Raw genomic sequence first — 15,155 nt, 5'->3', positions numbered from 1 at the left:
AGCGGTACGCGAGCTGGGTTCAGAACGTCGTGAGACAGTTCGGTCCCTATCCGTCGTGGGCGTTGGAAGTTTGAGAGGAGCTGTCCTTAGTACGAGAGGACCGGGATGGACACACCGCTGGTGTACCAGTTGTTCCGCCAGGAGCATCGCTGGGTAGCTACGTGTGGAAGGGATAAGTGCTGAAAGCATCTAAGCATGAAGCCCCCCTCAAGATGAGACTTCCCATCTATTCGATAGAGTAAGATCCCTCAGAGACGATGAGGTAGATAGGTTCGAGGTGGAAGCATGGTGACATGTGCAGCTGACGAATACTAATCGATCGAGGACTTATCTATACTAATAAGTTACGGTTTGTTTGATCCTTGTTTTACTTCTTATCTAGTTTTGAAAGTATATTAAATTTTCACTTGATTTTTTGTGAATACATAGTATAATATTCTTTGTCACTAAAAATATCAGGACAAGTCTGGTGGCGATAGCGGAGAGGTCACACCTGTTCCCATGCCGAACACAGTAGTTAAGCTCTCCAGCGCCCATGGTAGTTGGGGCTCGCGCCCCTGCAAGAGTAGGACGTTGCCAGGCATATTATCCATTCCACAGTAGCTCAGTGGTAGAGCAATCGGCTGTTAACCGATCGGTCGTAGGTTCGAATCCTACCTGTGGAGCCAATGGAGAGCTGTCCGAGTGGCCGAAGGAGCACGATTGGAAATCGTGTGTGCGGTCAACGCCGTACCGAGGGTTCGAATCCCTCGCTCTCCGCCACTTTTAATATAGGCCCGTTGGTCAAGTGGTTAAGACACCGCCCTTTCACGGCGGTAACACGGGTTCGAATCCCGTACGGGTCACCATACAATAATTAGACCAGTTTAATGGATGGCATACTAAATTCGCAACGTCCTGTTGCAACGTATGCACTTGTACATCCTGTACTTCGGAGGATTAGCTCAGCTGGGAGAGCACTTGCCTTACAAGCAAGGGGTCGCAGGTTCGAGCCCTGCATCCTCCACCATTTATAACTTTATATTTTTATTATCGCGGGGTGGAGCAGTCTGGTAGCTCGTCGGGCTCATAACCCGAAGGTCGCAAGTTCAAATCTTGCCCCCGCAACCAAAAAATTGGTCCGGTAGTTCAGTTGGTTAGAATGCCTGCCTGTCACGCAGGAGGTCGCGGGTTCGAGTCCCGTCCGGACCGCCACTTTAAACTTATCAATTTAATCATTCATTTTATGGCTCGGTAGCTCAGTCGGTAGAGCAACGGACTGAAAATCCGTGTGTCGGCGGTTCGATTCCGTCCCGAGCCACCACTTTTAAGTTTTTTCTCAATATTTGCTTATTATAATAGTGGAGGGATAGCGAAGTTGGCCAAACGCGGCGGACTGTAAATCCGCTCCCATCGGGTTCGTAGGTTCGAGTCCTACTCCCTCCACCATTTTTTTATTTAACTTAATATTTATTTAATTAACGTAGGGGTATAGTTTAACGGTAGAACAGAGGTCTCCAAAACCTCCAGTGTGGGTTCGATTCCTACTACCCCTGTTTTTTTATGATAATGGCGATCATGGCGAAGTGGTTAACGCACCGGATTGTGGTTCCGGCACGCGTGGGTTCGATCCCCACTGGTCGCCCCATTAATTTTATCTATTGGGCTATAGCCAAGCGGTAAGGCAACGGTTTTTGGTACCGTCATGCGCTGGTTCGAATCCAGCTAGCCCAGCCATTTTCGCGGAAGTAGTTCAGTGGTAGAACACCACCTTGCCAAGGTGGGGGTCGCGGGTTCGAATCCCGTCTTCCGCTCCATTTTTATTTAACAATTCCTTTTCAATAGCATATACTATATTTATCGGGGCGGCATAGCCAAGTGGTAAGGCAGAGGTCTGCAAAACCTTTATCACCGGTTCAAATCCGGTTGCCGCCTCCAAATTTATTTATGCCGGTGTGGCGGAATTGGCAGACGCGCACGACTCAAAATCGTGTTCCTCACGGAGTGTCGGTTCGAACCCGACCACCGGTATCTAAGCACACAAATAATTAAATATTATTATCGTAAAAGTTGAGACAGGGAGTAATTCCCTGTCCTTTTTGTATAGATCAGAGGTAATTTGTTTTTTTAGTCAAGAGAAATTTAATGATGTATAATAAGGATAAAATAAATAGGAGTGAAAACATGGATGAAATGAAAGATATTCGTTGGAAACAAAGATTTGATAACTTTGAAAAGTCTTTTAAGCTCCTAGAAAAATACTCGAAAGAATCAATATCAACTGAATTAGAAAGAGCGGGTATTATTCAATTTTTTGAGACAACCTTTGAATTAGCATGGAAAGTCTTAAAGGATTATCTTGAGGCAGAGGGCTATGTTGCTAAAAGTCCCAGGGATTCCATTAAACAAGCGTTCCAGGCTGAGATAATTGAAGAGGGACACCTTTGGATGGATGCATTATCTAAGCGCAATTTAACAACACATACTTATGATCAAGAGCTAGCAGAAAAGCTAGTTATAGAAATACAAGAGCAATTTCTACCCTTTCTTAGAAAATTATATGACAGATTATCAAAGGAAAGATAACTATGTTTGGACTGATTGATAGAGATATACGTTTTATAAACTTAGCCTTAGAAAAATTTGATGAAATAGATTATGGAATTATTTTTGGAAGTCGTGCGATGGGAAATTATAAAAAAGGTTCCGATATTGATATTGCAATAAAAGGGGAAGGTATTACTTCAAAGACTTTATATAAGTTGTCAGATTTATTGAACGAGGAATACCCCTTACCTTATTTTTTTGATCTTATTCACTATGAGACCATCTCTAATGCTAATTTAAAGGCTCATATCGATAAAGAAGGTAAAATAATTTATGAAGCTAATTCTTTGAATTATGGAAAATAGCTATATTTTTTATAACTACAGTTGCATAAAGAGTTTGTATGTATCAAGTCGTGTACGGTCCACCGGTATCTAATCTAAGCACACAGTTAATTAAATATTATCGTAAAAGGTAAGAGCATAAGTTAAGTGTTCTTACTTTTTTTGTTTTTGACTACGTTTTATTAAAATGGCTCTAAAATTAAAATGAATTTCTATAGTATAATTGATCAGAAGAATTTAATTGTTAAATGAGGTGGTTACAATTGACTGCTGATGAAATAATGAAAGCAATAGAAGAAATGGATAATGGAGAACGGATAAAATTACTTAATAATTTATTTGATAATTACTTTGTCAGTAGACCTCCAAAAGAGCAGATAATAAAAGAAAAAGAAGAAATATTATGGGGGAAAGAAGATGAGTAAAATGGGTAGACGTGGAGAGATATGGACAGTTTAATTAAATGGAAAAAGAAGACCAGTGCTTATTGTAAGCAAGCTTTTTTAAATATCCTCTGTAAAACAAGTTTTCAAAACATTTTACACATATTTGAGTTAAAAAGCACCCCTAGTACGCTTATAATGAACTAGTTAACAGTACGATAATCATATTTACATTTGACTTACACCCCCTCTCCACTGATAATTAATTTAGGTGATAAGATGACTAATATGGTGAAAATCTCAGTAAGAAATTTAGTAGAATACGTGTATCGTAGTGGCAGTATTGAATCTGGCTTCCGTTCTTCTTCTACGATGACAGAAGGAACAAGAATCCATCAGTTAATCCAAAAAGGTTATCGAGATCACGATGAAAAGGAAGTATATGTAGAAGCAGATATTTCTTATCAAGATTTTATCGTTCGAGTGGATGGCCGTTGTGATGGACTGCTGAAAGATGGGGACTCTGTGACAATTGATGAAATAAAGTCTACGGTACATTCTTTAGATGACATGGAGGAAGAGACACATCCAGTTCACTGGGCTCAGGCTATTTTTTATGCTTATATTTATGCTGGGGACCATCATTTATCAGACATGACGATTCAACTTACGTATGTACAGCTAAAAACGATGGAGAAGAAACAATTTCGTCGTGTAATGACTTATGAAGAAATGGAATCATTTGTTTATGATGTAATCGAGGAATATGCTATTTTTTTAAAAGTGAAGATAAAGCATAAAAATGAGCGAAATAAGACTAGTAAAACACTAGAGTTTCCGTTTGAAACATACAGGGAAGGACAACGTAAATTCGCAGGAACTGTATATAAAACGATTGATAACAAAAAAACATTATTCGCAAATGCTGCGACTGGGATAGGGAAAACAATATCTACTATTTTTCCAGCTGTAAAAGCGATTGGTGAAGGAAAACTGGAGAAAATATTTTATTTGACTGCAAAAACAATTACAAGAACAGCAGCAGAAGAAGCATTTCAGCTATTGATTGATCACGGTTTAGATATGAAAGTGCTGACAATAACAGCCAAAGATAAAATTTGTTTTCAGGAGAAAATGATTTGCACGAGTGCAAATTGTCCATTTGCGGATGGTTTTTATGACCGAATCAACGGGGCAATAATTGATATTTTGGAGCAGGAGAAGTTGATAAATCGGAGCGTTATTGAACAATACGCACGAAAACATATGGTTTGTCCGTTTGAATTTTCCATTGAACTAGCATATGCAGTAGATGCTGTCATTTGTGATTATAATTATATTTTTGATCCAAGAGTATCGTTGAAGCGCTTGATGGAAGAGCAGAAAAAGAAAACTGCCATCCTAGTAGATGAAGCCCACAACTTAGTGGATCGTGCGAGGGAAATGTATTCTGCTGTAATCAATAAATCCGACTTTTTACAGCTGAAAAGAGACTTTAAAAATAACCGCCTTGCCACAGAAGCTAAAGCTATCAATGACCATTTATTAAACGTGAAAAAGACTGAGGAATTTTTGCAAAAAAATTTAGATAAAGAGCTAGTAGAGTTACTGGAAACATTCATCATGGAAGCAGAGCTAGAATTAGTAAAAATTGATCATGAATTATTGCTAGATACGTATTTTGCCGCGCAAAATTTTGTGAAAATTGCTAAACTTTACAATGAGCAATTCATTACTTATATTGAAGTTCATAAGAGTGAAGTGAAGATGAAGTTATTTTGCCTTGATCCATCTGAGCAAATTCTTAAAATGGGGAAAGGATTTAAGGCCAGGGTCTTCTTTTCAGCAACATTAATACCTGCTGATTATTATAAAGAGTTACTTGGTGGAAGGTCTAATGATTATGTTATCTCGATTCCATCCCCTTTTGCGAGAGAAAACACAGAGGTAATCATTCGAGCCTTATCAACGAGATATCGGGATAGAGAAAATACATTGGAACCGATGGTACATTTTATCAAAGATGTTATAGATATGAAGGATGGTAATTTCTTAATCTTCTTCCCATCCTATCAATATATGAGACAAGCGTATGAGCAATTTACCGATAAATATCCAAATGAGTCTACGATTATGCAAAATGGGGGAATGACAGAAGCAGAAAGGGAAGATTTTCTGACACAATTTACGTCTGAACGTGCAGAAAGATTGGTAGGTTTCGCTGTACTCGGAGGAATTTTTTCTGAAGGAGTGGACTTAAAAGGTGACCGATTGCAAGGTGTGATCGTAGTTGGGGTCGGCATGCCACAGATTGGCTTTGAACGAAATATAATCAAGGATCATTTCCAAGCGGTTGGAAAGAATGGGTTTGACTACGCTTATGTCTATCCTGGAATGAATAAAGTACTGCAAGCAGGAGGACGACTGATTCGTTCTGATACGGATACTGGCGTGATCGCCTTAATTGATGATCGATTTTTACAGAAGAAGTACCAGGCATTAATCCCTTATGAATGGCAGGATTATAGTGTGGGTGGTGGATCTTTTCTAGCGTGACACATAAGAGTCTATTCTTAAGTGGTAACACTTATGGAGTAGACTTTTTATTTGCAATTAACTAGCTTTATCCATGATCTATCTATGCGATTACGATTAAAAAGTGAAAGGAGGCGTAATTTAGTACTATTTATTCTATTATCTCCATTAAAGTAAATATATAAGTCGCTTTGCAAATATCATTAAAATAAATCCATAATTGCTATAAAAGGATTTTATAGCATGCTTTTTAATTTTAGAAATTAATTAGTTCTTTTCACCTGAATCATATTGCATAACTTATTTAGGATAATATTCAAAATAATTACATATCTATATTGACTACACATATTACTTGGTATAATATCATATACTAAGTTAGTTTGATAGATGAACAATGCATTAAACATGGTAGCCACTTCACAGTAAATAACCGCATTTATGACAACGCTTTCATTAAAAGATGAAGGGAGATAAATATTTGATCACTGTAAAGTGAGAAGAAATCCAAGATGTGGTGGTTAGTACTTTTTAGATTATAAAATATTGGATAGGTGGTGTAAGCGAAATGAATATGAAATCTAGTGTATTACCAATGATCATGTATTGTATTCTTGCTTCTATTCTTTTTGGTTGTTCTTCATCTTCTTCGTCACAGGAAAAAGAGGAATTGACAATTTGGACATTTACTGATGAAGCAAGATATGCAGTAGAAAAATTCGAAGAACGATATCCAAATGTCAATGTGAATTTATTATTTATTAACAACGATAACTACTTACAAAAGCTCATTTCTGTTCTACAAGTGGAAAAAAATGTTCCAGATGTTTTCTTTGTGGAGCGCACCTACTGGCCTCAAATCAGAGACATACCAAGACTGGAAAATCTCACTCAAAGCCCCTACAACGCAGAAGAAATTTTGGAACAACAATTTGAATATATTCAAGCAGAAGAAAAGGACGAAAATGGAATCGTAAGAGGTTTAGGTTATCAAGGAACGCCAGGTGGTTTTTACTATCGTCGCGATTTAACCAAAGAATTTTTAGGCACTGATGACCCAGAAGAAGTAAGTGAATTGATATCCAGCTGGGATAAGATTATGGATATTGGTGAGAGAGTGGTCGAAGAAAGTAACGGAGAAATACATGCTTTGTCCAGTTGGAGCGCAATTAATAATGTGGAAAGCTCTAATATTGAAGAACCATGGATTGTCGATGATAAGTTAACCATTGATGAAGCTAGAGTTCATACGTTAGATCTAGCTAAGGAAGCTAGAGAACGTGAGATCGTAGCTAAATATGAATCTTGGGGACCAGCTTGGACAGCTTCGATGCAGCAAGGAACCGTTATGTTTTATCCTGAGCCTACATGGGGACTTCCACACATTTTTAAAAACAATGCACCAGAAACCGCTGGTAAATGGGGATTAGCACATGGACCAAAACCTTTTAGTGGGGGAGGAACTTTCCTGGCTATGTATAAAGGCAGTCAAAAGAAAGACTTGGCATGGAAGTTTATGGAATTCTATACAACGGATGAGGAATTTTTGAAGGAATTGGCAGAAAGTCAACAGTACTTTTTAAGCAACAAAAATATTAATCAAGAATTAGCTCCTACATTAACTTCAGAGTTTCTAGGTGATCAAAAATATTTTGATTTTTTTGTAGAAGCTGGTGAACAAGTCTCCTCTGTACCACAAACAAAATACGATAATGATATTAACAGTTTATGGGATGAAAAAGTAAATGATTTTCTTAATGGTAGATTGAAGACGAAAGAAGCAATGATTGAATCATTTAAAACAGAAGTTGGTCATCATTTCCCAGAAATCGAAGTGGATTAATAGATTGGAATAATCCCTAAAAGGAGGCAATTAAATGTTTTCAAAGTCGATACGAAAAGATCATTATGGATATTTGTTTATTGCTCCATTTTTTCTTATATTTTTTATCTTTGGGCTCTATCCCATAATATATTCTCTCTATTTAAGCTTTACGGATTGGGATGGCTTTGGACAGCCGGTTCTCGTTGGATTACAAAATTACCAAAGAATAATAGGAGACTTTTTCTTTTATAAATCATTATTTAACACGTTAGTAATATGGGGCGTATCGGTTATTCCTCAGTTAACCATTAGTTTAATATTAGCAGTTATCTTACATGAGAAATTTGTGAAAGGGAAAAGCTTATTTAGAGCAGTATTTTTCTTTCCGAACATTGTTACAGCAGCATCTTTAGGACTTTTAGTCGGATTGATTTTCAGCTGGCAAACAGGTAGTTTTAATCAATTTTTGATGAGTCTTGGTATCATCAGTGATCCAATCAATTGGGCAGATAAACCAAACTTTATGCGAGGGTTGGTTTCTTCCATCCTATTTTGGCAGTACTTCGGTTATTCAATGATTATCTATATAGCAGGTCTTCAAGGGATATCAAAGGATATACTCGAGGCAGCTGAGATCGATGGTGCTTCCAAAGTAAAAGTATTTTTTAACATTACTTTGCCATTACTAAGTCCGATTATCCTATTTCAAGTAGTCACCTCTATCATTGGGGGCATGCAGATTTTTGATCAGCCATACACATTAACAGATGGTTCAGGTAACCCTGACAATGCGACGTTAACAAGTGTTATGTATTTATATGACACCGCCTTCACTAGATATCAGTATGGATATGGTTCTGCGATCGCGTTTGGTTTATTTATTGTGATTGTTATCTTTTCGATTATTTCTTTTACAACGATGAATCTTAAAACGAAACAAGGAAAGGCTTAGGGGGGATTCTTATGTTGCAAACAAGTGTTGAAAATGTACGTGATAAAGCAGTGAAAAGAAAGAAGATGAAATTAAGCCATATATTTATTCATCTATTTCTTATTCTTTTAGCTATTATTTGTATTGTGCCTTTTTACATTATGATTATATACGGAACACATACAAATGCAGATATTGCATCTGAATTTATTTTTCTCCCGGGACAGGCGCTTTTAGAAAATTATCAATCGATGACAGAAAACATGAATATTTGGAGAGGGTTCTTAAATAGTCTTATTATTGCAGGCTGTTCGACGGCTCTAACTCTCTATTTTGGGGCATTAAATGCTTATGGTTTCGCCAAATATAAATTTAGAGGTAACAAGATTTTGTTCTGGTTTGTCTTGGCCACTATGATGGTTCCTCAGCAATTAGGTTTAGTTGGTACTTTTCGAATTATGTATATACTAAACCTTCTTGACACATATGCAGCTTTAATATTACCAGCTGCCGCCAATGCGTTTGCTGTCTTTTTCGTAAAACAGTTTATAGATGGTACGATACCAGATGAAATTATAGAATCAGCAAGAGTAGATGGTGCTAGTGAATTCAAAACCTTTAATAAAATTATCCTGCCGATGTTAGCACCTGCTTTGGCTGCGCTAGGAATATTTGCATTTATTGGCTCGTGGAATAATTTTATCGGACCTCTAGTATTGCTATTTACTAATGATAAATATCCATTACCACTCCTGGTTCAGTTACTTCAGGGTTACTATGGAACAAACTATGGTGTTCAATATCTCGGTGTTGCATTATCAGTTCTGCCAATCATTATCGTCTTTGCCATATTCTCAAAACGCATCATAGGAAGTGTGGCAATTGGAGCAGTAAAGGGGTAAGAAGAATAATTACAAGAAGGGTGATTACAAAATGCAATTAAATGGATTGACAGGAATCATCTACAAAATTGGTATATGGACAATCAGACTTTTCTATACAAATTTATTATGGATTGTTTTCACCCTTCTGGGATTAGGTGTTTTTGGATTTATGCCTGCTACAGTAAGCCTTTTTGCCGTATTACGTCAATGGATTATAAAAAAGGATGATTTTCCGATATTTAAAAGTTTTCTATACTACTATCGCAAGGAATTTATTAAGTCGAATTTGTTTGGTCTCCTGTTTTTAGTTGTAGGATTTATTATCAGAGTAGACATTATTTTCTTAAAAGAATCGTCTACTCTTTTTCTGCAAATCCTTTCAGGGGTCATGTTGTGTATAGGAATCTTGTTTTTTATCATACTTCTATATTTCTTTCCGGTTTATGTACATTTTAATATTTCTTTTGTTCAACATATAAAATATGCCTTTATTATCGGTGTTTCGCAGGTAGCTTCAACGATAATGATGATGCTTGGCCTGGCAATAGTCTTTAGTTTATATTGGTATATCTCAGGGCTTATTCCTTTATTTTTTATGAGTCTGTTTTGTTTAAACTTAATGTGGTTTGGATACAGGTCATTCGTGAAAATTGAATATTTGCAACAACAGGCTTGATTCAAATAACTTGTCATAAAAAATTCTCTTATACCTATAGTACTTAGGAGTGAATTAGGCATAAATAAACAGCGAACAGAAAGATATGTTCACTGCTTTTCTTGAAGATTTATTTTTAATTAGGTTGAATTGAAACTACTTCTGTATGGATTATTGCTTATTCTGTTCCTTTCTTTTTAAAATAGGAGAAGAGCTTCGTTATAATGATTGAAAGAAATAAGATAAGTAAATAATTTAAAAAAAGATAAAAGTAATTCATACCTTTATTTAATTGCATAAAATCCAATAAGACTAACAATGGCTTAAAAACAAAAGAGAAAATAGCACTCAGAAGAATACCATACAGCAGCACATTTTTTTGCCGATTTAGACACCATTGGTACAGCAACATGAAAGCAACTGGAACTAAAGATGCATCTAATGCAAAATTAACAGGTAAGATTGGTGCTACCTGAAAAGGATAGACAACATGTGAAGTCCTCATTGCTATAGCGTCAGAATATGTAAACCAGGTATGAATATTAAAACCATAGAAACCTATGTGAAATGCGTTTCTTTTGTCAATACAAAAATAAATAACGATAAGCGGAATGATTAACATAAGTACAATTCCCCAAAAATGCCATGTTTGTATGCTAGAAAATGCCTTCCAGTACTCTAACCACATTCTAACCGTTTCGTCTTGGTGACTGATTATTTCCTTTAATTGTTTTCCTTGTTCACTGGTCATAATAAGATCCACCTTAATACAATTGAATTATCTATATCATTCCCAAATTAAACCTTCTTATGATAGTTTTTAATTTGTTCGCAAGAAAACTCGTTACTTTAGTGATACAAGATTTACTTGCAGTATATAAAAGCCTATGAGTACTGTGGAAGGTACCTTTTATTTGTTTTACACTTTTCATTTATATCACCACAGCACATTAATTGCTGAAACACACGGAGGCGCACTCCTTCTGGACTATATGCCTTTTATCGTACAAAAGCGTAGTCGAGAAGCTCTCCTTTTGGTCGATATATTCATTTATCGTTCAAAATTGCAGCTGTGTCTATCGCCTTTTGTACGATATAATTTTTTTGAAAAAAGTAGAATAAAAAACAAAATCGTTTATTATAGAAGAAAGGAGTGGATTATAAAAGTGAAAATAGGGAAAGGAAAATTCTTATGAAAAAAGGAATTAAAAGATCTATATACATTCTTAGTGGAATTATAGCACTTATCTTTTTAATCGTTTTAGCTTTTAAAATAAACGTTATACTTAACAATAAAGAGCAAGACGAAGCTATTAGACAAACAAAACATTATTTAGCTGAAAACTATCAAGATATGAATTATGAAATACAAACTATTTCGTCTTCCACTGACTTTAAACATTATGGTTATTTTGAACATGGAATAACAGTTCAAAACATGGATACAAATGAAAGCTTTATCGTGTATTATGATAAAAAAATGAATTGAATGGAAGATTCGATCATCATAGAAAAACAAGAAAAACACTCGGAACTTGAAATAACACCCAGAATTGAAAAATATATAGTAGAACATTTTGGAGATACTAGATATATATATGTTAGTTATGACATAGCAGTAGGAAAACCTATGATTGTTGTAACGTTTGAAAAAGACCATAAAGATATAACGCAATCGGATTTCGATACATTTATTACGTATATAAAAGAAACGATTGAACTCGAACACGCTACTGTGATTGTTGATTATTGGCTGAGAGATTTGACTTTTAATAAAAAATTTTAAAAAGTTGCTACAGATTTATGAATAAAATGTAGCAACTTTTTATTTTGCAAATGACCTGACTGTAGAATAAATTCTTACTGAATAGGTTTCTCACATGTCATGTGATGCATGATTTTTTTGTCGGGAATGGTTTTTATTTTTTACTTTATGTGAACCTGATAATGGTTCATCGTAGGGCTGTTGTACGCTTTTGGGTAAATTAGGTTGTGCCTGTTGTTTCGGTCCTTTACGATTTTTGGTCATAGTTATTCATCCTCCGTGATTTAATTAGGGTGTTTTAGAACACTTTATTATTGATATTTTATTATCTCTAAATTATTGCTAAGTTATACGAAGGCATTCTCACCTTTTTTAGCTAATTAATAATATTAACCTAAAGTGTTTAAATGTCTAAGAAAACTACAAGGTTTTGGTGATGTTCCACTTTAGTGGTATAATTTAGATTAATCATATCTGATTCAAAAATGGAGGTAACATGTTAACTTTTGAACAAAAATTAAAAATAGTTGAATCTTTTCCTGAATTAACAAGACATAATGTATCGATGAATCGAGTTAATTTTCATTATGAAGAAAGTGCTGATGATAAAAAGAATGTTGTATATCATTTGCATCCCAATGGAAATGGATTTGTTTATGCAGAATATCTGAATGACTATGATACAGATCACAAAGGCATGATTAATATAAGAGACTTTTCTGAAACGGAATTACGTACAGTCATTCAAAAATCAATTGAATCATTGGCACTAACAGCAGTCGCTGAAGCTCCGATTGAAGAGTATTGGATTAATTCAGAAAAACATTCGCTCCTTTTAGTGAACGAAGGGGATTTATGGAATGTTTTTGCCGGTCGAAATCTTGATGGTACCTTTCGTTCATATAATGAGGCTAGAGCCTTTTTAGAGGAAGAGGGATTCACAAGAACATAACTTTGGCAGGAGCTTGTATTCATTCCAAGCTTCTGTCCTTTTTAATGAGAGATGCTTATCATAAAATAATATAAAAAGTGAGGAACCACGATGATAGCAAAGACGGAAGAGGATTTTAATGGATTAAAAGAAATTGGTAAAATTTGCGGGACAATTCGAGATGAGTTAGTTCAATGTGCTAAACCTGGAATTACTACAAAAGAACTCGATGAAATGGCAGGAGAGATGTTTGAAAAAGCTGGAGCTCAATCTGCCCCAAAAGGAGAATATGACTTTCCAGGATATACGTGCATTAGTATAAATGAAGAAGTAGCACACGGGATTCCAGGGAAACGGATCATCCAAGAAGGAGACCTTGTAAATATTGATGTTTCAGGTTCGAAAAACGGGTATTTCGCAGATACAGGAATTTCTTTTGTTGTTGGAAAGGGAGACACAACTTTACAGAAAATATGTGACGTTGCTAAAGAAGCATTCGATGCCGGACTAAAAAAAGCCAAACCAGGGGCGAAAAAAAGCGCTCTCGGAAAAGCTGTAAACAGAATAGCGAAACAGCATGGCTTAACAGTTATCAAAAATCTTACTGGACACGGTGTTGGACGTTCGATTCATGAAGCACCACACCATATTTTGAATTTTTACTCACGCTGGGATGATGAAATTTTAAAAGATGGCATGGTCATTGCCTTTGAACCATTTATCTCTACATTAGAAGAGGAAGTTTTCCAATCCGAAGATGGCTGGACCTTCCTGACCGATGAAAGCTTTGTAGCTCAATATGAACATACAATTATACTTACCAAGGAAGGACCGATTATTACTACATTGTGAGAGCAATAATACCCCAGCGAATGTTTCATAAGCACATCAGCTAGCAATAGTGTTTATTCGTTAAGAAGGCGAATCATCCAAATGATTCGCCTTTTAAAATTTATTATAATAGGTGATTTGTGCTATCGATAAAGCTAACTTCTTTATTGTTAAGGATATTGATGTGTTTCGCAATTGTTTCTATACCCTGAGCTATTTGACTCGTATCTGCTTGGGAAATACTCAACCTAATCAAATTATTTTTCTGGAATTCTGATAAATACATTCTTTCTGCATTATCTACCAAGACATTTTCATGTTGTAAAGCAGATACTAATCTTTTGGCTGGAACTTTTTTTGGTAAATAGATCGATAAATAAAAACCAGTATCAGGCTTAGTGAAATCGTATTTTAGAGGTGATAAGTATCGTTCACATGCACTTTTGGCTTTATCCATTTTTGTTCGATATAATTGTTTGATTCGTTCTGTATGTCCATTAAACATGCCACTTTTTAAATAAAGCTCTAATGCCCCTTGAGAAATGGTTGTACAAAACAAATCATTACTAAATTTATGACGAGAAAAAGTATTTATTAAAAGTTCAGGTAATACAGCAACACCTATTCTTAAACCAGGTAGCATTATTTTGGAGAAGCTTTTTAGATAAATTACTCTTCCGTTTGGGTCATAAGAAAATATCGGGTCAGATTTTGTATCAAGTTCAAGGTCTCCAAATATATCATCCTCCACAATATAAACATCGTACTTGTTTGCGAGTTCTACTATCTTTCTTTTTTCTTCATTTGTATAACTGTGACCAAGTGGGTTATGAAATCTAGGAATGATATAAAAAAATTTAATGTCATTATGGCGAAACATATATTCTAATCGATTTAGATCTATACCTTGCATAGTGACTTCAATTCCAAATGTTTTAATATTACGGAGTTGAACGGATTCAACTATTCCAAAGTAAGTAGGTTGTTCGACAAGAATGTTAGTTTTACCATTAGGAAATGGAATAGGTACAAGTAAGTCTATAGCTTGTTGTACGCCAGATAAAATAAACAATCGATCAGGAGTTGTAAAGACCTGTTGATCTTGTAAATGCTTTGTAATTTCTTTTCGTAAGGATAGAAACCCTTGCTGATGTGAATATGAAAAAAGCGCTCCTTTATATAGATTTATTGCTTGATTTAAACAATGTTGAAAATCCTCGTAAGGCATGGCTTCTTTATCTGGCCCCGCCGAAAGAAAATCAATTAGACTATTATTCGGCAAATCATCTGATGGATTAGCATCATTTACCACAAAAAATCCACTCTTCGGTATCGAATAGATTAAATGTTGCCTTTCAAGTTCGCTATAGGCTCTTATTACCGTATTCTTGCTGCAGTCATACTGTTCAGATAAATGTCTAATAGAAGGAAGCTTAGTTCCAGATTTTATTATTCCGTTAAGGATCTTCTGTTTTATGTCATTCGTTATCTGATGATACTTGGTGGTCATTAACTGTTACCTCCTCTTCTGTACCTATACAGATG

Annotated in this window: 15 protein-coding genes, 14 tRNA genes and 2 rRNA genes; 28 read left to right on the top strand and 3 right to left on the bottom strand. The window is 35.5% G+C overall.

Going from position 1 to position 15,155, the window contains the following annotated elements; all coding sequences use genetic code 11:
• From BUC25_RS13850 to BUC25_RS13740, 24 genes are all read left to right on the top strand, one after another.
• Positions 1-335, top strand: a 23S ribosomal RNA gene (locus tag BUC25_RS13850); the annotation flags it as partial.
• Positions 336-465: 130 nt separating this feature from the next.
• Positions 466-582, top strand: a 5S ribosomal RNA gene (gene rrf, locus BUC25_RS13845).
• An 11-nt stretch (positions 583-593) separates the two neighbouring features.
• A tRNA-Asn gene (locus BUC25_RS13840) sits at positions 594-668 on the top strand.
• A gap of 2 nt (positions 669-670) precedes the next feature.
• Positions 671-762, top strand: a tRNA-Ser gene (locus tag BUC25_RS13835).
• Positions 763-773: 11 nt separating this feature from the next.
• Positions 774-848: transfer RNA gene (locus tag BUC25_RS13830), tRNA-Glu, on the top strand.
• An 85-nt stretch (positions 849-933) separates the two neighbouring features.
• Positions 934-1,009: transfer RNA gene (locus BUC25_RS13825), tRNA-Val, on the top strand.
• Positions 1,010-1,033: 24 nt separating this feature from the next.
• A tRNA-Met gene (locus BUC25_RS13820) sits at positions 1,034-1,110 on the top strand.
• A gap of 7 nt (positions 1,111-1,117) precedes the next feature.
• Positions 1,118-1,194, top strand: a tRNA-Asp gene (locus BUC25_RS13815).
• Between the two features lie 33 nt (positions 1,195-1,227).
• Positions 1,228-1,303: transfer RNA gene (locus BUC25_RS13810), tRNA-Phe, on the top strand.
• A gap of 39 nt (positions 1,304-1,342) precedes the next feature.
• Positions 1,343-1,428 (top strand) — tRNA-Tyr (locus tag BUC25_RS13805).
• A 36-nt stretch (positions 1,429-1,464) separates the two neighbouring features.
• Positions 1,465-1,535: transfer RNA gene (locus BUC25_RS13800), tRNA-Trp, on the top strand.
• Between the two features lie 16 nt (positions 1,536-1,551).
• Positions 1,552-1,627 (top strand) — tRNA-His (locus tag BUC25_RS13795).
• Between the two features lie 14 nt (positions 1,628-1,641).
• Positions 1,642-1,716: transfer RNA gene (locus BUC25_RS13790), tRNA-Gln, on the top strand.
• Positions 1,717-1,721: 5 nt separating this feature from the next.
• Positions 1,722-1,796, top strand: a tRNA-Gly gene (locus BUC25_RS13785).
• Between the two features lie 47 nt (positions 1,797-1,843).
• Positions 1,844-1,917 (top strand) — tRNA-Cys (locus BUC25_RS13780).
• A gap of 11 nt (positions 1,918-1,928) precedes the next feature.
• Positions 1,929-2,010, top strand: a tRNA-Leu gene (locus tag BUC25_RS13775).
• A gap of 153 nt (positions 2,011-2,163) precedes the next feature.
• Positions 2,164-2,565 carry a nucleotidyltransferase substrate binding protein gene (locus BUC25_RS13770; protein WP_073202481.1) on the top strand — a complete coding sequence of 134 codons (402 nt, stop codon included), beginning with the start codon at positions 2,164-2,166 and terminating at the stop codon, positions 2,563-2,565.
• A gap of 2 nt (positions 2,566-2,567) precedes the next feature.
• Positions 2,568-2,891: a nucleotidyltransferase family protein gene (locus BUC25_RS13765; protein WP_073202480.1), complete on the top strand. Its 324-nt coding sequence runs from the start codon at positions 2,568-2,570 to the stop codon at positions 2,889-2,891.
• Between the two features lie 242 nt (positions 2,892-3,133).
• Positions 3,134-3,295, top strand: a complete 162-nt coding sequence (locus tag BUC25_RS19415) for a hypothetical protein (protein ID WP_170862697.1) — start codon at positions 3,134-3,136, stop codon at positions 3,293-3,295.
• Between the two features lie 237 nt (positions 3,296-3,532).
• Positions 3,533-5,809 (top strand): ATP-dependent DNA helicase, encoded by a 2,277-nt coding sequence (locus tag BUC25_RS13760; protein WP_073202479.1) that lies wholly within the window; start codon positions 3,533-3,535, stop codon positions 5,807-5,809.
• A gap of 547 nt (positions 5,810-6,356) precedes the next feature.
• Positions 6,357-7,631, top strand: a complete 1,275-nt coding sequence (locus BUC25_RS13755; protein ID WP_244535190.1) for an ABC transporter substrate-binding protein — start codon at positions 6,357-6,359, stop codon at positions 7,629-7,631.
• A 34-nt stretch (positions 7,632-7,665) separates the two neighbouring features.
• The gene (locus BUC25_RS13750; RefSeq protein WP_073202478.1) at positions 7,666-8,565 is read left to right on the top strand and encodes a carbohydrate ABC transporter permease; all 900 of its coding nucleotides are present in this window, start codon (positions 7,666-7,668) and stop codon (positions 8,563-8,565) included.
• An 11-nt stretch (positions 8,566-8,576) separates the two neighbouring features.
• The gene (locus BUC25_RS13745) at positions 8,577-9,446 is read left to right on the top strand and encodes a carbohydrate ABC transporter permease (protein WP_084543470.1); all 870 of its coding nucleotides are present in this window, start codon (positions 8,577-8,579) and stop codon (positions 9,444-9,446) included.
• Positions 9,447-9,477: 31 nt separating this feature from the next.
• Complete coding sequence (locus tag BUC25_RS13740) at positions 9,478-10,104, top strand: YesL family protein (RefSeq protein WP_073202477.1); 627 nt, start codon at positions 9,478-9,480, stop codon at positions 10,102-10,104.
• A gap of 157 nt (positions 10,105-10,261) precedes the next feature.
• Here the strand turns inward: BUC25_RS13740 and BUC25_RS13735 are convergent, their stop codons facing one another.
• Positions 10,262-10,834 (bottom strand): hypothetical protein, encoded by a 573-nt coding sequence (locus tag BUC25_RS13735; RefSeq protein WP_073202476.1) that lies wholly within the window; start codon positions 10,832-10,834, stop codon positions 10,262-10,264.
• Between the two features lie 441 nt (positions 10,835-11,275).
• Here BUC25_RS13735 and BUC25_RS13725 point away from each other — a divergent pair, with 441 nt between their 5' ends.
• A complete protein-coding gene (locus BUC25_RS13725) occupies positions 11,276-11,572 on the top strand; it encodes a hypothetical protein (RefSeq protein WP_073202474.1) in 297 nt (98 codons plus the stop codon).
• Entirely contained in the window at positions 11,573-11,869 is a 297-nt protein-coding gene (locus BUC25_RS13720; RefSeq protein ID WP_073202473.1) for a hypothetical protein, read from the top strand. It begins immediately after the preceding gene.
• A gap of 90 nt (positions 11,870-11,959) precedes the next feature.
• Here the strand turns inward: BUC25_RS13720 and BUC25_RS13715 are convergent, their stop codons facing one another.
• Positions 11,960-12,112 carry a small acid-soluble spore protein P gene (locus BUC25_RS13715; protein WP_073202472.1) on the bottom strand — a complete coding sequence of 51 codons (153 nt, stop codon included), beginning with the start codon at positions 12,110-12,112 and terminating at the stop codon, positions 11,960-11,962.
• 232 nt (positions 12,113-12,344) lie between these two features.
• On the opposite strand from BUC25_RS13715, the gene BUC25_RS13710 reads away from it, so the two are divergent.
• Both BUC25_RS13710 and map read left to right on the top strand, forming a co-directional pair.
• On the top strand, positions 12,345-12,800 hold the full coding sequence (locus BUC25_RS13710; protein ID WP_073202471.1) for a hypothetical protein: 456 nt from the start codon (positions 12,345-12,347) through the stop codon (positions 12,798-12,800).
• A gap of 90 nt (positions 12,801-12,890) precedes the next feature.
• Positions 12,891-13,631 carry a type I methionyl aminopeptidase gene (gene map, locus BUC25_RS13705; protein ID WP_073202470.1) on the top strand — a complete coding sequence of 247 codons (741 nt, stop codon included), beginning with the start codon at positions 12,891-12,893 and terminating at the stop codon, positions 13,629-13,631.
• Positions 13,632-13,734: 103 nt separating this feature from the next.
• Here map and BUC25_RS13700 read toward each other — a convergent pair whose 3' ends face one another.
• Positions 13,735-15,120 carry an aminotransferase-like domain-containing protein gene (locus tag BUC25_RS13700; protein ID WP_073202469.1) on the bottom strand — a complete coding sequence of 462 codons (1,386 nt, stop codon included), beginning with the start codon at positions 15,118-15,120 and terminating at the stop codon, positions 13,735-13,737.
• Between the last annotated feature and the right edge of the window lie 35 nt (positions 15,121-15,155).

The sequence above is a fragment of the Gracilibacillus kekensis genome (assembly GCF_900143085.1).
GTDB lineage: Bacteria > Bacillota > Bacilli > Bacillales > Amphibacillaceae > Gracilibacillus > Gracilibacillus kekensis.
The sequence above is the reverse complement of the archived record's forward strand: the minus strand, read 5'-3'. Positions and strand labels throughout refer to the sequence as shown.